General features: G+C 38.6%; 18 protein-coding genes. 12 read left to right on the top strand and 6 right to left on the bottom strand.

Annotation, left to right across the window (positions count from 1 at the left end; genetic code table 11):
• Positions 1-50: 50 nt before the first annotated feature.
• The 9 genes from gst (at position 51) to IGL42_RS11665 (ending at position 10454) form a co-directional block, all read left to right on the top strand.
• Positions 51-560: a DinB family glutathione transferase gene (gene gst / locus IGL42_RS11705; RefSeq protein ID WP_002361063.1), complete on the top strand. Its 510-nt coding sequence runs from the start codon at positions 51-53 to the stop codon at positions 558-560.
• Between the two features lie 139 nt (positions 561-699).
• Positions 700-1164, top strand: a complete 465-nt coding sequence (locus IGL42_RS11700) for an RNA polymerase sigma factor (RefSeq protein WP_002355030.1) — start codon at positions 700-702, stop codon at positions 1162-1164.
• 2 nt (positions 1165-1166) lie between these two features.
• The gene (locus IGL42_RS11695) at positions 1167-2093 is read left to right on the top strand and encodes an anti-sigma factor (protein WP_010710901.1); all 927 of its coding nucleotides are present in this window, start codon (positions 1167-1169) and stop codon (positions 2091-2093) included.
• A 151-nt stretch (positions 2094-2244) separates the two neighbouring features.
• A complete protein-coding gene (locus IGL42_RS11690; RefSeq protein ID WP_010710902.1) occupies positions 2245-4026 on the top strand; it encodes a hypothetical protein in 1782 nt (593 codons plus the stop codon).
• Positions 4027-4137: 111 nt separating this feature from the next.
• Entirely contained in the window at positions 4138-4878 is a 741-nt protein-coding gene (gene truA, locus IGL42_RS11685) for a tRNA pseudouridine(38-40) synthase TruA (RefSeq protein ID WP_002359105.1), read from the top strand.
• A 23-nt stretch (positions 4879-4901) separates the two neighbouring features.
• Positions 4902-5861 carry a restriction endonuclease gene (locus tag IGL42_RS11680; protein WP_002406040.1) on the top strand — a complete coding sequence of 320 codons (960 nt, stop codon included), beginning with the start codon at positions 4902-4904 and terminating at the stop codon, positions 5859-5861.
• Positions 5862-5977: 116 nt separating this feature from the next.
• The gene (locus tag IGL42_RS11675; RefSeq protein ID WP_002355036.1) at positions 5978-6361 is read left to right on the top strand and encodes a potassium channel family protein; all 384 of its coding nucleotides are present in this window, start codon (positions 5978-5980) and stop codon (positions 6359-6361) included.
• Positions 6362-6489: 128 nt separating this feature from the next.
• Positions 6490-7752 (top strand): serine/threonine transporter SstT, encoded by a 1263-nt coding sequence (gene sstT / locus IGL42_RS11670; RefSeq protein WP_002359106.1) that lies wholly within the window; start codon positions 6490-6492, stop codon positions 7750-7752.
• Between the two features lie 149 nt (positions 7753-7901).
• Positions 7902-10454 (top strand): cation-transporting P-type ATPase, encoded by a 2553-nt coding sequence (locus IGL42_RS11665; RefSeq protein ID WP_010710903.1) that lies wholly within the window; start codon positions 7902-7904, stop codon positions 10452-10454.
• Positions 10455-10459: 5 nt separating this feature from the next.
• On the opposite strand, the gene IGL42_RS11660 is transcribed toward IGL42_RS11665, so the two are convergent.
• The 5 genes from IGL42_RS11660 to IGL42_RS11640 all read right to left on the bottom strand — a co-directional run bounded on the left by IGL42_RS11660 (position 10460) and on the right by IGL42_RS11640 (position 17038).
• A complete protein-coding gene (locus tag IGL42_RS11660; RefSeq protein ID WP_025191902.1) occupies positions 10460-11899 on the bottom strand; it encodes a helix-turn-helix domain-containing protein in 1440 nt (479 codons plus the stop codon).
• A gap of 99 nt (positions 11900-11998) precedes the next feature.
• Positions 11999-13180, bottom strand: coding sequence for a hypothetical protein (locus IGL42_RS11655; protein ID WP_002359110.1), 1182 nt, complete (start codon positions 13178-13180; stop codon positions 11999-12001).
• Positions 13181-13223: 43 nt separating this feature from the next.
• Positions 13224-14648: a DUF1116 domain-containing protein gene (locus IGL42_RS11650; RefSeq protein ID WP_010710906.1), complete on the bottom strand. Its 1425-nt coding sequence runs from the start codon at positions 14646-14648 to the stop codon at positions 13224-13226.
• Complete coding sequence (gene fdrA, locus IGL42_RS11645; RefSeq protein WP_010710907.1) at positions 14635-16194, bottom strand: acyl-CoA synthetase FdrA; 1560 nt, start codon at positions 16192-16194, stop codon at positions 14635-14637. Before fdrA ends, IGL42_RS11650 begins: the two co-directional genes overlap by 14 nt.
• Entirely contained in the window at positions 16172-17038 is an 867-nt protein-coding gene (locus tag IGL42_RS11640; protein WP_010710908.1) for a DUF2877 domain-containing protein, read from the bottom strand. Before IGL42_RS11640 ends, fdrA begins: the two co-directional genes overlap by 23 nt.
• 127 nt (positions 17039-17165) lie before the next feature.
• On the opposite strand from IGL42_RS11640, the gene IGL42_RS11635 reads away from it, so the two are divergent.
• The 3 genes from IGL42_RS11635 (at position 17166) to IGL42_RS11625 (ending at position 20915) form a co-directional block, all read left to right on the top strand.
• Positions 17166-18824, top strand: coding sequence for a PucR family transcriptional regulator (locus tag IGL42_RS11635; protein WP_025191903.1), 1659 nt, complete (start codon positions 17166-17168; stop codon positions 18822-18824).
• A gap of 201 nt (positions 18825-19025) precedes the next feature.
• Positions 19026-20234 (top strand): chloride channel protein, encoded by a 1209-nt coding sequence (locus IGL42_RS11630; protein WP_010710910.1) that lies wholly within the window; start codon positions 19026-19028, stop codon positions 20232-20234.
• A 24-nt stretch (positions 20235-20258) separates the two neighbouring features.
• Positions 20259-20915 (top strand): glucose-6-phosphate 1-dehydrogenase family protein, encoded by a 657-nt coding sequence (locus IGL42_RS11625; RefSeq protein ID WP_002407877.1) that lies wholly within the window; start codon positions 20259-20261, stop codon positions 20913-20915.
• Between the two features lie 51 nt (positions 20916-20966).
• Here IGL42_RS11625 and IGL42_RS11620 read toward each other — a convergent pair whose 3' ends face one another.
• Positions 20967-22034, bottom strand: a complete 1068-nt coding sequence (locus IGL42_RS11620) for a choloylglycine hydrolase family protein (RefSeq protein ID WP_010710911.1) — start codon at positions 22032-22034, stop codon at positions 20967-20969.
• Between the last annotated feature and the right edge of the window lie 60 nt (positions 22035-22094).

The raw sequence follows: 22094 nt of genomic DNA, 5'->3' as shown, positions 1-22094 counted from the left end.
ATAGAAAATAGAAACGAAAGAACAGGCACCAACACAAAGGAGGTATTTTTATGAAAGTCACTCAACTTTCTAGTGAAACCCTTGACCGAGCGCATGAACGTTTTGAAGAAACACTTGCGCAAATGACCGTTGCCGAAGCAAACACGATGCCCGCACCATTAATCAAGTCTGTTACTTGGCTAATGTGGCACACAGCCAGAGAATTAGACCTACAAATTTCCGCACTTAATCATAGTGAACCGTTATGGCTTAGCCAACACTGGACAGAAAAATTTGCCTTGGATTTGCCAGATGAGACAGAAGACTGGCATCACACACCAGAAGAAGCGGCGAAAGTCGTGGTGGCAGAAAAGCAATTGCTTAGTGACTATTTGGCTGCCAGTGTGGCACTTACCAAAAGCTATTTAGACCAAATCAAAGAAGAACAATTGTCAGACGTGATTGATAAAAATTGGACCCCGCCGGTGACTAGACAAGTCCGTTTAGTTTCAGCGATTGATGATGCAGTGATGCATTCTGGGCAAGCCGTTTATACACGAAGATTAGTCATTGGAAAATGATAAATAAGCAAAAACAAAAAATGCTTCTGCCTAAGCAGGAGTATTTTTTATTGAAAGAAAAAATACATAAAAATAATGAACGAAGGACTGTCCACTTTTTCCCTAGTTGAAACGTTGTATAAGTGAAAGGAGAAATCAGATGAAAAAGGAGGCAAATTTTGACGAAGTACTATTTTCTTTGGGGCAAGAAGTCATCCAAGTCTTGATTCGCCGAGGAGCAAGTCTTGAAGATGCACAAGATGCAGTGTCGCAAACGTATACAACGATTTTTTCAATATTACCTGAAATTACATCAGAAAATCTACGCCCGTGGTTTTTCCGAGTAACATTTAATTACTACATTACGATGTATCGAAAAAAGAAACGAGAACGCACTTTTGTGGCAAACAGCCATCCTGTGCAATCAATAGAAAAAATGGAAGGGCAAGAGTTATTATTATTGATCGATTCCTTAAAAGATGAGGAACAAGAACTAGTACTTTTGAAATATTATTATCAATTATCGTATGCCGAGATTGCGTTGATTTTAGAATTATCTGTTGAAAATGTTCGCAAAAAATTGTATCGCACACGTCAAAAATTAAAAAAAGAACTGGAGGAATAGAAGTGGATTTAAAAAAAAGTATTCGTAAAGCGAAAAGAAAACAATTTATCGTGATTGGTGCCATAACCGTTGTTAGTTTTGCCGTATTGTTTGTCGGTTTTTTTGTGGGAATGGATAAACTTTCGACGAAAAACTATCATACCCTACTAGAAGTAATTAATGATCAAGAAATGATTGCTTCACCAAACACTCAATTAGATTCCCAAGTAATTGCTAATAGTTCGCCTTTTGGGGGCGAAGTTGTGACCAATCGTTCAAAAAATATTGATGGTTACACGGTGGAGTGGAGTAATTTACGTAGCAGATATAGCTTTTTCAGAAATTCGATTGACTGGAATGAAGTCTATCCTGGTAGCTATTATTCTTCTAAGAATTTTTATGAATACAACCGACAAACCAAGCAGAAAGTAGCATCTTTTTATAACCCAGCGATTACCAATTACTATGGTGGCATCAAAAACGAATTAAGTGAATTAGATAAAATGGAAAACCAAGTAGCGGAAGTGGCGATTTCTTTTGATAAACCTTATCCATATGAAGAAGTCCGCAAAATGTTACCGAGCAATGTCAACTTAGTTTGGCTCTATGTTTACTCCGAAACGGTTAATGAAAAAGGGGGTCCTTCTGGTACGCTGCCTTATGGTTTTCAATTAAGCATGGACGATCACAACGAAATATTTGATCCTGAAAACGACAAGCAACACTTTTTTGAAACCTTAGAAAAATCCCCCTTGTTTGCTGACAACCAAGAAGGCCAAAAGTTTATCCAACAAAATAAAAATAAAAAAGTCGAAAAATTACCTATTTGGGGAGTCATGCTTACCGGACAAACCAAAAATTTCAAAGCCTTACAAAATGAACCTTTTGTTCGTGGTGCTTCAATTGGCGTAACGGCACCTATCGTTCCTTATATTCAGCCAGAGAAATAAACATTCTTCCAAACTCTAAGCCTTCCGACTGATTTTGCTTCAACGATATTGTCAGTAAAAATAGAAAACGTTATAATAGAATGGATCACAGGAAGTGCTTCTACAATGCGTGGGAGCACTTTTTTTACTTATCTATGAGGAGGGCAAGTGAATGTTTTTTAATTTTATTGGGTTAACGTTATTTTTTGGTATCGGGATCTTAGTTGCGAATGGCGCCAAAATCGTAGCGAATAAAGGGAAAAAGAGTAAGGGGACCATTCTATTAATGGCGATGGAATTGCTCTTGTTAGGTATCTTTTTATTTGTGACTTTGCCAAGTAAAAATCTTTCAACCGTGTTATGGATTAATCTGATTGGCGCAGTGATTGCTAGTGGGGTGTTATTAAGTACACGCTTAGCTAGTAAAGTCGAAGTTCCTGGTATCCAAAAGGGCCGCAAAGAAGTAGGGAAGAATACCAACAAAACGGCTAACAAAGACTGGTCTGGCAAAATTTTGGGTGTTGCCATTTTGGCAATGATTTTGTTGACTATTGTCAGTAGTATTACCAGAATCTCTTCTATTGATGAAATTTATCAAACGATTCCTTTAAAAACGGAAGAAAAAGCTGAAGTTTTAACTTCGGCGAAAGAAACACCCATTGCGATTGCACCACAAACGGCGAAACGAAAAATGTTACAGAAATTTTCCGTCATTCCCAATTCCAATATGTTTACTTTGGATGGTATAACGGCACAAGTTGTCAATGGCGAGTATGTTTATGTAGCAACAGTCGAATTTAATGGCTTCTTTAAATGGCTAAAACTGGGGGAGGTACCTGGCTATTTCATCATTAGTGCGACAGATATCAACGCACAGCCAGAATTTGTAGAAAAACCAATTGTTTATACTCCTTCAGCTTACTTTGGCAAAGATGCCGCACGAAAAATTTATTCCGCTTATCCAGGTTATGCAGCAACTGGCACAATCAATTTAGAGTTGGACGACCAAGGAAATCCTTACTATATTCAAACGCTTTACAAAGAGTATGGGGTTTCTGGTCGCATGCACTATAATGAATTTAAAACGGCGGTATTAAATGCTACAACAGGAGAAGTTAACGTTTATGACAGTCAAAAAGCTCCAAGTTTCGTTGATGCGCCGATTACTAGTTCAGCGGCGAATAGCTTAAATGAATTCTTTGGTCGTTACAGTCAAGGCTGGTGGAACCAAACAATGTTTGGTGCCAAAAAAGATGTTAAAATTCCAACTGAAAATGGTATTTATGCATCAGGACAAATTACGCCGATGATGAACAAGGAAGGGAACCAGTTGCTTTATTTTACGGACTTTACAAGTAGTGAAAAAGACCAAGATTCCGCTTTAGGTTATTCCTTAATCAATGCCCGAACAGGCCAAGTTACGTATTATCGTGATACTAAAGTCGGCATTATGGATAGTGATGGCGCCATTTCTATCGCTTCAAAAATTTATCCAGAAAAGAAATGGAAAGCTAGTATGCCAGTCCTTTATAACATTGATGGCGTGCCAACGTGGATTGTTTCGTTAATGGACAGTAAAGGGATTTTCAAAAAATATGTCTATATAAACGCCGTAGATAATGATATTGTAATTGATGCAGACACGGCACAAGGCGCATTAGACGCTTATCGAATTGAGTTAGTAACAAAAGGAAGCAACAATGAAAATACAGACAAAGCCAACTTGAAAACGATGCAAGGTAAAGTAGCTCGTGTCTCAGTAGTAGCTGGGGAAGCGCAAACGGTAGTTTCATTTTTACTAGAAGATGAAAAAACCATTTTTAGCGTAACGACTAATAACAGTCCGCTGGCGCTATTCTTAAAAGAGGGCGACCAAGTGACATTTAAAGCCGTAGTGACTGAAAATGCTAAAGCAGCGAATGTTGAAGAATTGAAAATTGCAGGACTAAACTAAATAAAACACCTCTTTTCTATAGAAAAGAGGTGTTTTATTCTTGGAAAAGAAGAAAAATCCACTTATTTCTGCTATGATAAGAGAGAAAAAGAATACGAAGGAGCTTCGCCCATGCGCAACATAAAATTAACCATTGAATATGATGGTAAAAGATACTCAGGTTGGCAACGACTAGGCAATTCAGAGAAAACGATTCAAGGGAAAATTGAAAGTATTTTAACACAAATGACGGGTGAACCGATTGAAATTATTGGCTCAGGCAGAACGGATGCCGGCACACATGCACGTGGTCAAGTAGCGAATTTTAAAACGACTAGTTCACTAACAACAACCGAAATGTTATCCTTTTTAAATCGATATTTACCTGGCGATATTGTTGTTAAAGAAGTTACAGAAATGCCTGAACGTTTTCATGCACGGTATAACGCCACAGGCAAACAATACAGCTACTATGTTTGGAATAGCCCAATTCCTAATGCCTTTGAACGGTATCATAGTTTTCACTTTCCCAAAGCGTTGGATCAAGAAAAAATGGAACAAGCTTGCCAAAAATTAATAGGGACCCATGATTTTATTGGCTTTTCAGCATTGAAAAAAAACAAAAAATCGACTACTCGAACGATTGAAAAGATTACGATTGAAAGAAACGGCGAAATGTTACAGTTCACTTTTGTGGGCAATGGTTTCTTGCATAAAATGGTCCGCATCCTCGTTGGGACACTTTTAGAAATTGGTGCAGGCACCAAAGAATTAGCGATAATTGATGAATTGTTCGCAACAAAAGTCCGAGAAGGCGCAGGTGAAACGGCTCCTGCACAAGGATTGTTTTTAGATGAAGTGTATTATAAATAAACAACTTTAGAGGTGGGGGAAAAGTGAATAAAGATTGGAGAAAACTAAAAGCGTCTAATGAAGGTATTCCAACATTTGAATCATTAATGCCATATACTTTAGAAGTTTTGAAAGATGGAGATGTACTGAACAGAAAGATCATTTTAAAGCGTATTATTCAGTTCATAGATATTCCGGATGAAATTGCCTCAATGATGTATCCAAACTACCCTCAAGGAGATGGGATTTTAGCAAATCGTTTCAGCTTTGCTATCAGCGATTTGTATAAAGCTAGAGCTGTTGAACGGATTAAACGAGGTATGTATCAAATAACAGAACTAGGTTTGGATTTATTAAATAATTATGGTGAAAAAATCAATAGAAAACTTTTGGAACAACAACCTGCATATCAAAAATATATGCAAGAATTAGTCGAACGAAATAATCGTGTTGGAACGACTACTATCGAAGCAAGCGCACCAATTGAAAGTGCTAAAATAGATATTGAGGATATGATCAACAATCAAAATAATCAAATTGCGATTGAACTATTAAATAAAGTTCGACAAGTGGAGCCAGTATTTTTTGAAAAGTTAGTTATACATTTATTGGAGACAATGGGATATAGTGGAAAACACGGAACGGCAGTTGTTACATCCAAATCAAATGATGGTGGAATAGATGGTATCATCAATCAGGATCCATTAGGAACTAGTACTGTTTATGTTCAAGCAAAGCGATATCACGAAACTAATACCATTGGTCGCCCTGCTATACAAGGATTTTATGGCGCTTTAGCTGCTGTAAATGCAGATAGAGGAGTTTTTATAACAACTTCTAGTTTTAGTGCTAATGCGCACGAATTTGCCAAAAATCAAGGGATAGTTTTAATAGATGGTATTAAATTAACAGAGCTCATGTTAGAGTTTGGTGTTGGTGTAGAAATAGCCAAGACGTACAAGCTATTTAGAATTGATAATGATTACTTTGAAGATGAGCTTTAGCTTATTATAAATAACAAAAAAATAAATTTTCTTTAACCACACCAATTAAAAAGTTGAACTTTATCTAAAAAGTGCTAACGTTAAGAAGAGATTAACAATAGAAAGAGGTCATTTTTTTGCTATCTTTACTTATTTCTGTCAAAAAACTATTTTCATCTTTTTTAGGTATCTTAAAAAAAGAAGACACTCGTGCCTTGTTCTTTTTACTGGCAACCACGTTGTTGAGTGGGACTATTTTTTATTCAACAGTGGAAAAATTGTCGCCATTAGATTCGTTATATTTAAGTTTCATGACGTTAACCACGATTGGTTATGGAGATGTTCATCCAGTTACTGACTTGGGAAAAATTTTCACTATGGTTTATGCTACAGTAGGCTTGGGGATTATGGCTATGTTTATTTCGGTCGTAGCAAAATCCTACTTGTATTCTAAACAAAGTCATCACCACCATCACCATAAAAACAAAGAACATTCAGCGGAAAAGTCTTCAGAAAAATAGACGAAATTGATGAGTTGACCAAGTGTTTCTCGAAAAATGAAAGTTTTTTGAGAAACACTCTTTTTTTATCTTAATAATTATGGTAGTATGTCCCAAACTGTATTTTATTTTAAAGGAGCGTGAAGTGAATGGTCAAAGCGATTCGGAAATTATCGTTAATTCAAAAAATCATGATAGGGATTGTGATTGGAACCACCTTGGGTTTCTTGGTGCCAGAATGGACCTTCATCAGCGTTCTTGGTGAATTGTTTGTGGGCGCCTTAAAAGCAATTGCGCCGATTTTAGTTTTTGTCTTAATTATTGCGTCGCTAGCCCAACAAAAGGCTGGGGCGAAAACATATGTTGGATCAATTTTAGTTGTGTATCTGTTAGCGACATTTTTGGCAGCTGTTGTTGCCGTGACGGCAAGCTATCTGTTTCCCGTTAAGATTGTCTTGGAGGCGGCGCAGGAAGCGCAAGCAGCCCCAACGCAACTTAGTGATGTTTTAAGTAATGTGTTAACAAGCGTTGTCCAAAATCCGATTCAAGCGATGATTGAAGGCAATTATTTATCTGTTTTATTTTGGTCCTCATTAATCGGTATTGGGTTACGTCAAAGTTCGGTCGCTACCAAGGATGTGATTGCCAATCTTTCAACAGGGATTACCACGGTCGTTCAAATGATTATCGGCATTGCGCCAATTGGAATTCTAGGTTTGGTGTTTCATTCGGTGGCAACAACAGGCATTGCAGGGTTAGCCAAGTACGGTCAGTTACTATTATTGTTAATTGGTACGATGGCCGTGGTTGCTTTAGTCGTTTATCCAGCGATTGTTTTTTGGAATATTCGGCAAAATCCGTATCCGTTAGTCTTTTTTGTATTAAAGGAAAGTGCGATTCCCGCATTCTTTACACGCAGTTCTGCGGCCAATATTCCCATTAATATGGAATTGGCGAAAGCAATGGATTTAAATGAAGAATCTTATGCGGTCTCTATTCCGCTGGGCGCAACGATTAATATGGGCGGCGCAGCCATTACGATTACCATTATGACATTGGCGGCAGTCCACACATTAGGCATGTCCGTGCCAATCTATTTAGCATTATTGTTGAGTATCATCGCCGCTGTTTCTGCTTGTGGGGCTTCAGGAATTGCTGGTGGTTCCTTGTTGTTAATTCCGCTTGCATGTAGTTTGTTTGGCATTTCCAATGACATTGCCATGCAAGTCGTCGGCGTTGGCTTTATCGTCGGCGTAGTCCAAGATTCCATTGAAACAGCGTTGAACTCTTCTAGTGACTTGTTGTTTACCACCTCAGTTGAGTTAGCAGACCGACGTAAAAATGGTGAAAGTATTGATGTCAAAGCGTTAATTGGCAAAAGTCAATTGGTGGTCGAACAAGAAAATATTTAAAAGAAAGGAACAACCCGCTAAAATGCGGGTTGTTCCTTTCTTTAATAATCTCGGCCCCATTTTTTTCAGGGGCCACTGAAATTATCGACCATTTTGTGAAGAAAATCCTCTCTATAATAAAGGTATCAAGTAAATAGGAGGTACACGAAATGAAATGGTATCAACTTTCCTCAACAAAAGTAATCGAGCAGACTAAGACGAAGCAAACGGGTCTTTCTAGCGAAGAACGTCAGCAACGTTTACAAACGAATGGTCCAAATAAAATTGAAGAAAAACAACAACTGAAAACGTGGCAAAAGCTAGCCAAACATTTTACAGATTTACTAATGGTGGTCTTACTCGCTGCCGCAATTCTAAAATTTGCCACAGGCGAAGTGGTCGAAGGAAGTATCATTTTTCTAGTGGTACTTGTCAATGGCTTTGTCGGTTATTGGCAAGAGCGTAAAGCAGAAGAATCATTAGACGGCCTGAAACAGATGATGGGCCAAGAGGCAGTCGTTCTAATTGATGGACAAAAAACAACCGTTTCTTCTGAAACATTGGTTCTGGGAGATGTAGTCACGTTACAAGCTGGCGATGTAGTCCCAGCAGATTTGCGCTTATTTGATGTTCATAATCTGATGATTGAAGAATCAATTTTGACAGGCGAATCAGAAGCCGTGGAGAAAATTACCGGTTCCTTGAATGAGGAATTGCCAACAGGCGATCAAAAGAATTTGGCTTTTTCAGGAACTCTTGTCCAAGCGGGCTCAGCCTTGGGCGTTGTAGTAGAAACAGGAGATTCCACTGAAGTTGGAAAAATTAATCACGCGTTGCAGTCAGTAGATCAAAAAGCAACGCCGCTCGTACGGAAAATGCACCAATTAAACAAGCAAATTTTCCAAGGGATTATGGTCTTGATCGTGTTTCTGATTTTCTTTACCACTTTTCGTCATGGCATGGAATGGAGCCTCTTATTTTCTGCGATGATTGCATTAATTGTAGCAATGATTCCAGAAGGCTTACCTGCTGTGTTAACGATGATTTTATCGATGGGTGTTCATGAGATGGCTAGAGAAAATGCGATTATTAAAGGCATGCCTTCCGTTGAAACATTAGGCTCAATGACAGTTATCTGTTCAGATAAAACAGGAACGCTAACTAAAAATGAAATGACGGTAATGGATGTAGTGACTGAAGAAATGACCATTGTCAAAGAGATTATGGCCAACTGTCAAGAATTGAAATTACAAGACCAACAAAAAATCGCCGACTTACAAGGGAATCCTACCGAGTTAGCTTTATTACAATATGTTGATCAGGATCAACTGTCTTTACGCCCTGTAGAAAAGAAAATTCCGTTTAGTTCAAGTTACAAATACATGGCCACTCGCCATCCGCAAGCAGAAGGTTCAATTATTTATGTCAAAGGTGCGCCAGAAGTATTGTTACAACTTTCTACGTTATCTGATAATCAAAAAGGTGCTTGGCAAGCACAAGCTGCGCAATTAGCGCAAAAAGGACAACGGGTATTAGGTTTCGCTTATAAGACAGTTACGTCACAACAGGAACTGACACATGAAACATTGTCAGGATTGACGTTTGCTGGACTGGCAGGCATCATCGATCCGCCAAAAGAAAGTGCCATTCAAGCCGTCAAAGAATCTCAAGAAGCAGGTATTTCCGTCAAAATGATTACCGGAGACCATAAAGATACAGCGCAAGCCATTGGCGAGCAAGTTGGTTTAAAGCATACGAAAAAAGTCCTTGAAGGATTAGAAATTGATGCTATGTCAGATGAAGAATTAGCTCAGCACGTTCAAAAAGTCGATGTATTTGCACGAACGACGCCAGAACATAAATTACGAATTGTCACGGCTTTACAAAACAATGGTGAAATTGTCGGGATGACCGGCGATGGCGTGAACGATGCGCCAGCACTAAAGAAAGCCGATGTCGGAATTGCCATGGGAATTAAAGGAAGTGAAGTAACCAAACAAGCCGCAGATATGGTTTTGGCAGATGATAATTTCCATACGATTGCTAAAGCCGTGAAAGAAGGACGCCGCATTTTTGATAACTTGAAAAAGACGATTACCTTCTTCTTGCCAACCTCTTTAGCACAAGGTTTAATTGTTGTCTGGGCGCTTTTAATGAATCATCCTCTACCGTTGACACCTGTCCAGATATTATGGGTAAACATGGTAACTACGATTACTTTGTCTTATGCATTAGGTTTTGAAAAAGCGAGTGCTGATACCATGAAACGACCACCAAGAGATGTCAACGAAGGCATTTTAACAAAGTACAGTATTTTTAGAATCGTCTATGTGTCGGTACTCATTATGGTACCAGGTTACCTCATGGCATTACAATTTGAGGGCCAAGCCTTACAGCAAACGTTCCTCTTACAAAGTATCGTCTTAGCGCAAGCAGCGTATATGATCAACTGTCGTAAGTTGGTTGATCCGTCGTTAAGCACAGGATTTTTCCAAAATAAAGTGTTGTTTGCTTCATTAGGAATCCTCTTTTTACTACAAGCGCTAGTAGTTTACTGGCCAGTAGCGCAGCAATTAATTGGCACAACTTCTTTAAATGGCCTTCAATTAGCAATGATTTTCGTCCATGTTGTGAGTCTGTTTTTCCTTGTTGAAGGGGAAAAATATATAACCAAACGATTCATGACGAAAGAAAGCCAAAAAACTAGCGAATGTCCTCGCTAGTTCCTTTAAAAATAAGAATGAAGAGTGAGCTCTGCTAGTCGGCGGAGTTCATTTTTTGTTGGAATTAAAGAGAGATAAAAGACAGGAAGATCAAGATGATCCAAGGGAAAATTGGAAATAATTATGTCGACTTCATTTAACGTCAACTGGCTTAGTTCCACATATTCAATGGCTTGTAATTTCACACGAGTACCTAAATAAGCAGCTAATTCTTGTTGTAAAAAAGCTTTCCAAGCAGGTTCCCCTTGAAAGAGGAAATAGGCAGTCATCGTTTGCGCCTGAATAGAATAACTGGCTTGTTTTTCTAACAAAGAAGCCAAACTAAGAAAATAAGTTGGTTCTTCAATCGTGGTGTAGCGAGATAAAATCTCCAAAAGTTCTTGGTTGCTCTTTGATAACGCAAGGTCCTCCGCGGCTTGTTCAGTCATTAATTCTTGATATTCCAATTGAAATTGCTCAGAAAGTGTTGGGGACTCGGTATATTTAATGAATAACAATAACAGATTATCCAATAAATTTGTTTGGATTAAATCAGGCCGGGCTTCTTCAGTGGACAAATTAGTGACAAACTGTTGTAACGACTTTCGCAGCTGACTGTAATGAGTGTGGAGCGCAGAAGCCAACGTTTCGCCATAGACATTATCGTAATTCCAACTTTCTAAGAAACAAAAGAAGGCGAAAAAACTTTCTTCTCCTTGCAAATAGATGCCTTCAGAAGCATAAAGCTTTGCCAAGGACGGTTGATAAAGTTGAAACAAGACATCTTTTGAATCAAAAGAAAATTGACTCACTCGGCAATTGGCTTTGTTGCGAATCGTGTTAATGAAAAACCAACAAGCACCAAAAATTTCTTCCGTTTCCACCGTCAACTCACTACTGTAAACTTGTTTCAAAAATTGAAAATAATGCTCCTCATGAATAGAATAATCGTCAAAAAAATAATTATTATGAGTAAAAGGCACCAACAAACGGTGATAAAAAATCCGAATATTGCTTTCTGCCCCGATTAGCTGAATGGTCGTTGTGGTTAATTGAATCGTTAAATGAAAATCACGTAAGGCCTGATTCATTTTTTTGATATGTCGCTTCAAAGTTTCATAAGAAACACCACTAGTGCTCAAAAAAGAAGTTGTCACTAACTCTTTCGTAAATAGTAGCTCTTTTAATAGCTGAATACTAATGGATTGAGGTAAAAATAATGACCAAAGCTCATTGGTTTGCGCATTCCCCTGATTACGTAACCGAATACCACTGCTATCGGTTTCAATGGACCAGTCGGCGGGTAATTGACTGCGAATATACTGTAAATCCGAAAAAACGGTTCGCTCTGTCGTCTGGATTTGCGTGGCTAAACGCTTGGCTGTCAGCTGAGGAACATTTAACAACTGTTCCAACAAACGAATTTGCCGAAGCAAATCTTTTTCCGTTATCACACGTTTTAACATGGAGTACATTGCAAAACCTCCTTTTGCTTAAGAATACGGATAAAAAGGGGATTGGTCAATTAAAAAAGAAGCGAATCGTCATTCGCTTCTTTTTATTCACTATACAAAAATATCAAATGTATGCAAAACGGCTGACAATAAAATGGTTACAACAGCCATTCCTGATACAAAGCCGACAGCACCAGGAACAAACGGAGGTAATCGTTTAGCAATATAGCTACCGACAGGGGCCGCACTGATTCCTGCTAAAACGGCGATGGTCAGGGAAAGCCAAAAGCCACCACCCATCATTAAAATCACACCAGGAACAATGCTGACCAGTGGCATAAACGTTGGATACCAACCTTCTTCAGCGAAATGTTTTCGATAAAGAAAAACACCAACAGCCGAAGCAATCATTTGTCCCATTAAAATGTCAGGAACCAAGCCAGAACCATTTGTAATATGATTAATATTGACAAACCAATCTGTTAAAACGCCTAGAATTACCAAACCTCCAACTAACTCATTTCCATAAAACCAAGCTTCGGAGAAGTCAGCAAAAGTGCGTCGTATTGACCATTGAAAGGTTTGCGTATTTTCAATTTTAGGTTGTTTTTGCCGCTTCTGAGCGATTGGTGCAACAGAAGGAACCATCCAAGGAAGTTGATGACAGATGGCTGAAACAATCCAGCCAACAAAAGCCATTGTGGTAACGTTGGAAACTGTCCCAGGTACATTTAAAAGGGGCATCAATTGCGCATTCAGCCAATTGGCAAACGGAAAGGTGAAAAGCGCACTCAACAGAGAAATCGTTCCTAATTTTTTCCAGCCAGGACCATAAACGAGCGTTAAAGCTGGCGGCGTGCCGACCACCACAATAAACGTTGGTAACCACAACACTTCTTTTGTAAAAAAGCGTGTAAAATCAAAAACATAAATAGTTAAAAAGAGGGAAAGTAGCTGAGAAGCAAGTACCCAAGGCCAAGCACCAGAACCACCAGCAATTGCAAATCCCTGCCATTTTGAATTTTTTCGATAAAGTTGCCAAGCAATCAGACCGCCGATTAGTAAGAAAAGCGTTGTAAAAAGTCCACCGTAAAATTCCCCTTCCGTGAAGTTCATAACAAAATAGATAAATTTGTAAAATCCCTGCTGATTCACTTTGGTAACTACGTCATTGTAAGGAAAAAAGTTAGACACATGTCGAAAGCCATTCATGATCCAATACAGGAACATTCCCAAAAAAATTTTTACAACAAGAGCTAAAACGGCTTCGTAATTGATCGATTTATTTTTCATATGATCGCTCCAAAAAAAATGACATTTTACTAAGTTTTTGAAATTAGTTTATTTTAGCTACTAAAGCTTTTAGTGCCTCGTTAAAGACATTTGCTGGCGGATTAGTCAATCCAGCGCCAATCATACCAATCCCCGGTTCTTTATGAGCAATAGCAGTATTAATGACAGGCAGCATCCCTGTTTCTAAGACTTTTAAGACATCGATGCCTGAAGGGATCCCCATAAAATCTAAAACAGGAATCGTGACATTGGGATTTTCTTTCGTAGTAATTTCCAGCATTTCTTTTGAATAATTCAATGCTTCTGCCACTGTTCCACCAACTAATGGGACAATTGCTGGTGCAGCTGCCATGGCAAATCCGCCAACACCATACGTTTCTGTAATAGCACTATCGCCCATATCCAAACCAGCATCTTCTTGTGTGTAACCAGCAAACATCGGACCAATCACCCGTTGGGCAGGCCCCGTAAACCAGTGATTTCCGCCAATCCCACTGACACGAATCCCAAATTCGACCCCGTTGCGACACATGGTGGTGACAATTGTACTATCCTCCACATTATGCCCAGCATCTAACGCACATTTAGCGGCGCCCATCCAAGTCGGACCAGAAAAATAGTCAGAACTGCCAAGAAATTCAAATACTTCTTTTAATTGTTCACGAGAAAAATCAGTTTGAACCATGTAAGGTGTTAATGCTTGGACTAACAACGTACTTCCGGCTACATTGCGATTATGGCACTCATCGCCCATATGCAAGGCTTGCGAAAGCATTAAGCGTAAATCAATGCCTTCTGGACAAAAAGTCATGGCATCATGAAGTAATGGACCTAAAACATCGCGCATCCAAATCAGGCGATCCACGACGGATTGATCATTTGCACCAAATCGTAAAACTTTCGCCAATTGTTCACTTAAATTAGTAAAAGCCGTGTTGCCGTACGTTTCATTTTTGATAATATGAACGTACATATTTGGAGAAGTCACGCCAGCCATGGAACCAACGGCATCATGTTCATGACAAGGAGAAAACGTAATCGCGCCAGAACGAGCAACCCGATCGGCATCAGCTAGATCTTTTGCTAATCCTTCAAAAACAAGCGCTCCTTGAACGGCACCTTTCATCGGTCCGCACATATTTTCATAAGTAATGGGTGGCCCAGCATGTAAAATGGTCGTTTCAGTCATATTGGGCATGACATTAATTGCTTTATCAAATCCTACTAAAATAGGTTTTGATTGAATAATGCGGGTAACCGCTTCTTCGTTGGCTTGTTGGATTTTTTCATAAAGTGTTGGATTTTTTAATTGATCCAATAATTTCAATAGCTCTGGGTCACCATTGGCTGGCGGTGCCCAATTTACTTGATGTGAAGGAATCCCTTGTTTTTTCATATCTTCATGAATAAAGTCAATGCCTACATTGATCGTATCTAAAGGCTGTTTAAAAAGATCATTTCTGCTCATGTTCGTTCGCTCCTTTTACAAAAGTTTTGGTGGCTTCGCAAAGTTGATGACTGCTGTCGACAACGAGAACCTCTAAATCTTTTAAAATTTTCCGCTGTTCATGAATATCTTGTGGATCTTCTTCGGTCCCTAAAACATAGCCAATAATGGCTAACTCACGCCCATCTGCTTTTGCTATTGCTTTGGCTTCCTTTAACGCCTCCGCTAACACGCCAACAGGATTTTCGTGAGAACCATAACCTAATTCAAAATCTAACGCTAAAACTGTCACTTCAGGATCTTTGGCTTCTTGAAGAATGCGAGTAATCCGAGAAGTCGGATCGATCATTGGATGTGGGCGGCCTTCTGTGAAACGATCATCACCGAAATCAATCAATGTATGTGCTTGGCTGTGGTCAGGATTTGCTAATTGTCGTTCAGGAATTTTATGAATATTACTATAAACATCATCAGAGACTTCTGTTAAAGCATATAAAAGTTCATCACAAAGAGTGCCACCACAGAACAACCCACGAACAAATTTTTGAGAAGGGGCTTGTTGCTGTTGGATGGCTGTTAACGTTGCGCCTGTCGGATTTTGATAGAGGCTGTTTTCCGCTTCCTGTGTTTGACTAAATTGAATCACTTTTTGAACTGCATCCAGAGAAGAAGTAGCAAAAGTGACGTTGTCTATTTTTCGTTCCGTTTGTTCACTGCCGATAAAATAAATAACAACTGGTTTAGTTGAAACAGCTAATTTTTTTAAAATTTTCTCTGTTACTTCTGGAGCAGGCGGTTTAGAAATAAGCAAAATTGCCTTAGTTTGTTCGTCAGCCATTAAAGCATCCAGTCCGTCAAGCATCATCAGCCCACCAATTTCAGCAGACAAATCACGGCCGCCAGTACCAATTAATTGTGAAATCCCATAACCATATTTATGGATTTGGACACTAACTTCTTGGCTGCCTGTACCAGAAGCGCCGACAATTCCAATATCTCCTGAACGTACCTCGTTAGCAAAACATAACCCGACGCCATTAATAATCGCTGTTCCACAATCAGGGCCCATCACAAACAGTTCTTTTTCGTGTGCTTTTTGTTTTAACGCTAATTCCTCGTCAACCGTCACGTTATCACTAAAGAGCATGACGTGTTTTTGCTGATCTAAAGCTTTATGCGCTTCTCGTGCAGCAAATTTTCCATTGACAGAAATTACAACTAAGTTGGCATCAGGCTCTTCATGAAGGGCTGAATCTAACGTCTTATAGGTTACTTCAGAAGAAGCGGTTTTCTTTTTCTTCGTAAATAACTCGTCGACTTGCTGTAAAATTTCTTCTGAGTCCGCTTGGTCATCAAGATCTAAAACAATTAATAAATCGCCCGTTGTAACATGATCCAAGGCGGGTGTATATAAACCAACATTCCGAATCACTTCAAGATTCATGTCGGTTCCCATCCCAATCATTGCAGTTTTAACTCCAGCCAGTTCATTGGCTCGTGTTGAAATGGTCATTAAAGTAACTGAATCAAAATAGGCGTTCTCTTTAATTACTGTTTGAATTGTCATGATTATTCTCCTCACAAAATAGTTTTAAACCAAAAATAATGCCGCAAAGTATGTCGCTTCCTGAAGTTGAGCCCACCTCCTCTAAAGCTGAAACCGCTTGAGCCATTTCGTTTGTATTTCCACTTTCAATTGATAAAAAAACACGCTGAACTAGTTGAGAAAACCGCTCGTTCACTGCTTCATGGATTTCCGCATAACTGACCGCATTCGTTCGTTCCTTGGCTAGCACAGCCAGCTGTTGGAAATTCGAGGGAAGTTGCTGTAATGCAGAAAAACTAGCAAGTAATCCTGTGATAAAATCATCGCCAGTGGGGGTTAAACCAATCCCCAATCCCAAAATCTTCGTTAAACAATCAAGAGCTATTTTAAAAGATTTTTGCTCCCAAGCCTGTTGAAAATGAATCATTTCTTTTTGAATCTGGGTCCGACTATAAGAATCAAAAAGAAAGGTTGACGACGAAGCAGGAAAAAGCGCTTGCCAAGGATTGAAACGAGTTTGCTGAATATACGTTAAAAAAATAGCTATTTTTGTTTTACTGGGTGTTAAATAAAGTGGCGTTGGTTGCCAAATTTGGGCATCGGCTAGTGTTAATTGTCGTCGGCCTAACCGGATAAACAGGGGCTCAATTTGGACAGGTAAATCAGCGAAATGGCTAAGTTTTTTTTCATCGAGTATAATCGTGTTAGGTGCTATATGTTCGGAATGCGTTGAAATGGTCAAGAGAATTTCTTGGGTGTCTACATGACCATAATTAATAGCGTGCGTAAAACATTGCAAACTAGTCAATGTTTGATGAGGGAGTTTCGATAAAATCGTTTGGTCATAAGCTAAAATTTTTGTCATTCCAACGACCTCCTTTTTAATAGCGCTTTCACAACTTCGTAATAAAAGAATCCAGCACGCTAAACAATTGCTAAAAATGACATTGATTTACAAGTTTGAATGGACAATTTGTACATTGGGAGGATAAATGATGTTAAAAGTGAGTGATTTATTAACGTTAGAAGAATTACCTGGCATTACCTTAGTGGCAGGACATAAAAATCAGGACCAACCGATTTTAAAAGTCAATATTTTAGAAAATCCTGATATTTTAGATTGGCTAACAGCAGGTGAGCTGCTGTTAACGACAGGGTACATATTTAAAGATGATCGGAAATTACAGAAAAATTTTTTGAAAGAACTAGCCAAACACCATTGTGCTGCCTTAGGATTTAAAACCCAACGTTATTTTGAAGAAGTTCCACCAGACCTAATCAAATTAGCAGATGAAATGAACGTTCCTATTTTAGCAATTCCTTACAATTACACCTTTTCACAAATTGCTGATGTGTTGAAAAGTCGTGTCACGTTAGAACAATTTGACATGAATGCGCAAGAAACCGCATTGCATAATAAAATTTACCAAATCTTAGAAACGGGAAGTAGCAGTTTTCATTTGCTGCAGGATCTAGCAGAAACCATTCAAAATCCTGTCTTGTTATTGAATGACCACTTTGAAGGAGTTAATTTTTTTGACTTGCCTAAAAATCCAATTCGTATTTCTAGCATTTTAGAAGATAGACATGAAACCTCAGAGTTCCAAAAACAATTGCTGGAACAAAGTCATCCATTATTACGCTTTTATCAAGAACCGATTCATTTACAGTTGAAACTCCAGAACCAAGTGGTGCCAATTGAAATTTATCCAATTAAAAAGAAAAATGTTATTTTATATTATTTACTCGTCTGGAACACCTTGGCCCCATTACGACCAGTCGACGTGGCTCATTTTAAAATCACAGCTCATTACTTACTTTTACAATTGCAATTGGAATACTCACGGAAATTTGAAGAATACCAACAACGAAACGAATTATTTTTTAAGCTGATTGCGCATGAAAAAAGGGACCAAGCTGTTTTCCAACAATTTCAACAATATTATCGCTTGGCAATAGATAAGCCCTATGCGATTTTGCTAATTTCATTAACCTTAAATGAACGCCAAAGGCAAGAAAGAATGTCTATTTTAGGTAACCAGCTAAACCAAGTTATTTTAGGGGACAAACAAAAAATTGTTTGTATTGAAATTGACAGTTCCTTTGTCTTATTAGTTGAAAATCCACCTGAAAAAGAAGGCGATTATCTGAAAATGATGCAACGCCTAGCACAAAGTAGTATAAATCAGTTAATGAAAGTACAAGAAGATGTGGAACTTTTCCTAACAATAGGACCTAAGATTCAAGGTCTGACCCAGATTCATGAATCTTATCAACAAGCGATTGACGTTTTAGCCTTTCAACGCCAATTCGTTGCAGAAAAACCTGAAATGAGGATTGCTTCCTACGCGAATTTTCATTTTAGACAGACATTGCAACGTTATTTTTTAGCAGAAGGACAAGCAACCCTCAGAAAAAAATATCTTCAACCATTGCTGAAAAGTGATCAACAGCAACATACAGACTTTGTCCATACACTGAATGTCTATTTTCAATCAAAACGAAACTTGTCTCAAACAGCCAAAAAGCTCTTTATTCATCGTAATACTTTGTTACAACGATTGGAGAAAATTGAACAGCTAGTGCTGTTGGATTTTGATAAGGAAGTGGACTTGTTGGCGCTGGAAGTGGCGTTGTTTGTGGGAACTTAAGAAGCAATATAAGTGGTGGTTTTTAATTTAATAGAATATATAAAAGAAACAATTATACAAGAAGGATAATTTAATTAATAAAAAATGGAATCTTTTCATAACCTCAATTTTTTCAAAAAAATAAATCCTTCCCAAAATCTTCAAACACAAACCACTAACTATCTGCTACTATAAAAGAAACAACTATCATTTGGAGGAAGTATGCGTAACAGAAAAATGTGGACAATTATCGTCAGTGGGTTATTTTTAAGTAGTATCATCGCGGGAATTTCAGGAGCGTTTTTAATCATTGAAGGAGAGCTAACGACTCTGCTCTGGGAGGTATTGCCAGCGCAAATGAAGTGGCCAATCCTCTATTATTTTGTCTTGTGTGTGCTAGGAGCGTTGGTATTGAGTTATCTGAAGAAACGCTTCGGGCAAGTACCACAAACGGCGCATGAGGCTCTGACAGAATTGAAGGCGAAACAATCGGTCGATTATTCAGGTGTGTTTAGAAATTTATTGGCCGCCTTGGTAATTTTAATTTTCGGGGCTGGTGTCGGTCCTGAAGCCGCATTGTTGGGAGCAATTATTTCGTTGTCAGTCTGGCAATCTGATAAGTTACGGTACCTTTATTTTCATTATGACGAGCAAGAACAGCAAGCATTTAGGACAAAAATTCAGCGCTTGCTGCATCCGCAACAGTTTGTTCAGCGCTACGATACGATGCTCGCTCCTGCGGATAAAAAGAAACTGAAACAAGTGATGAACGGGTTATTTATTGTGAACGGGTTGGTGGTGTTTACCTTTTTAATGAAATTGGTGGGACACCCATCGTTTATTACGAAGTTAGGAACTGGAAAAATTGAAATGGTTTCGTTATGGCTGATTTTACCCGCTTTATTAACTGCTTTTGTGATTGGTAACGCCTATCAATGGTTGCAAGCTGCTCTGGCTAAACTATGCCAACCTTTTGAAGAAAAGCAAAGCATACTGGTAAGCTTTGGTGCAACCTGTATTTTTCTTTTTGTTATTTTAATGCCAAGATTACTATTTTCAGGACAATCTTTTATGCATTTAGTTCCTAGTTTTGGTAGTCAACAAGCCTGGTATATCTTGGTGATCGCTGCGATAATGAAACTAGTATTTTTACAAGTTTGTTTACAGACAGGTTGGATAGGTGGCGATATTTTTCCCGTCGTTTTTTCAGCTATTTTAATCGGGTTTGCGGTCGCACAATTTTTCCCAACAATTGACTCGCTTTTTGTTGTCGCAATTTTTGCTACGATTTTAACAACCCAGATTTTAGGGACGATTCTTGTACCAGGCATTTTTGTGGGGCTCTTTTTCCCAATCACGCTTTGGCCAATTGTAGTCCTTGTGTTATTTTTACAATGGCTATTGAAAAATAAAATTATTAAGAGTAACTAGAAGATACTAAAAAGAGGGAATAAAATGAACCTAACCCATCAAGACTTCAATCTGTTCAACCGAGAAATCTTCACATTTAAACAACTCAAAGAGCAACAAACACCAGCAGAAATCGATGCTTTAAAGCAAAACTACAAGCAACATTGGGAAAAGTGGAAAGCCTTAAACCTCGCAATCGCCCAAGGTTTACCAACTGAACTCGGCATCACTAAGCCGAAAGTCGAAAGCTGGACCAACGGCTGGAATTTACGCAGTCATTTCTGGGCTGCGTATCGCAGTGAGCAACGTCAAGCGGAAAATGCTTGTTTGGCGTTGTTATTAAATAAAAAGCAATTTCAAGTATATTTGATGTTTCAACATTACAAAAGTGAGGAGCGGGCAGGCTCAGTCGTCGCTTACAATCAATTGCTTAATCGTTTAGAAGCTTGGAGTCAAACCATCGACTGCGAAGGCTATTATATTTGGCCGCAGGAGGAGCATGAACTAGTGGACCATTTGCCTTTAAAAGATTATTTAGCAGATGAAAAACAACGGAAAATTCTAGAAGAGCGGATAGGCAATCGCTCATTTCAGATCGGTAAGTTGTGGTTTGCGACGGAAAAGCTTGAAACGATTGAAGAAAAAAGTTGTCAGGCGCTTCAAGAATTAGCGCCGTTGTATAACGCATTATCTGAAAAATGAACGAAACAACGTCTCTGACCAAGGACCTGGTCAGAGACGTTGTTTGTGTTTTTATTGATTTAAATCTGTTAATAGTAGCTCGTTAGAAACAGCAAAAGTAGTAACTTCTATTAAAGCTGGATCCAAAGTGTATTTTGTAAATGAGGTAGTACTTTCTGGTTGGACATACATGGTTAGATTAGTCACATCATATCCTGACCAATAATGTGTGAAATCAGACAGAGAATTACTTTGACCTAAATGGCCAATTCCCCGAGGAATCATCACTGTTTGGAAGGCGCGATAGAGTTGCATAATCCCTTCAGAGCTATCAAATTCTTGGAGATTGTCAGAATAGTATAACGCACGAATGAAGCGTGACGGCGAAGTGAAGTCTCCTGGGATTCCTAATAGTCCGTAAGAAGTCCCACCTTCAATTGGGTCAAGTGTTGCGCCTGATTTTAAAGTGTAAGGTTCTTTAATAGCGTAGTTGCGCATTCCGATATAGTTTCGTGCATTGGTTAAATGATAATTGTATTCTGGGCTGTTTGTGACTACGCCAATCGAATCATAAATGACGAACGCTCCGTTATCTGTTGGTTGCAAAACGATACTATTATTATTTTTATCATTAATGGTCCAGTGTAAGGTGAAATGAACTTCCCCCAATGAATCAAGTTGGAATTTTTGATCTAACAGGCCGATTTTTTCAAAAGCTACTTTTACTTCGTCAACGCTTTCAAAATTACTCAAAATATAAGCGAGAACTTCTTCTGCAATATGAGGTGTTAAACCACGATCTGCTAAACTTTCAGCAGGTGCTGTTGAAGATTCCATTAAATATTGAATATCACCAGATAAGCCGGCTTCGTTGATACCATCTGTGATAGCAAGACTGACGGTTTTACCATCGTTTGCTGGTTGATCTGTGCCTGACATTGCTAGTCCCATAAAGGCATATTTTGCCGTCCAAGGATTTAGTTGGCTGTTTAGAATTGTACCTTTTGGAAATTGAGCAATTAGAGTAGGGATTTTTGGTGCAATTGGATCTTCGTTGCCAAAAAAGTCAAACGTAAAATCCATCGTACGTCCATAAAAAATATCATTTGTTTTGGAAATAATCTTGATGCCTGTACACATAATAGTTTCCCCCAATTAATGTAAGTTTGTGAAGCCTGTTTACTAGTTAAGCATATCATA

Source organism: Enterococcus sp. DIV0712, from assembly GCF_050554855.1.
In the GTDB taxonomy this organism is placed as follows: domain Bacteria; phylum Bacillota; class Bacilli; order Lactobacillales; family Enterococcaceae; genus Enterococcus; species Enterococcus faecalis.
The sequence above is the reverse complement of the archived record's forward strand: the minus strand, read 5'-3'. Positions and strand labels throughout refer to the sequence as shown.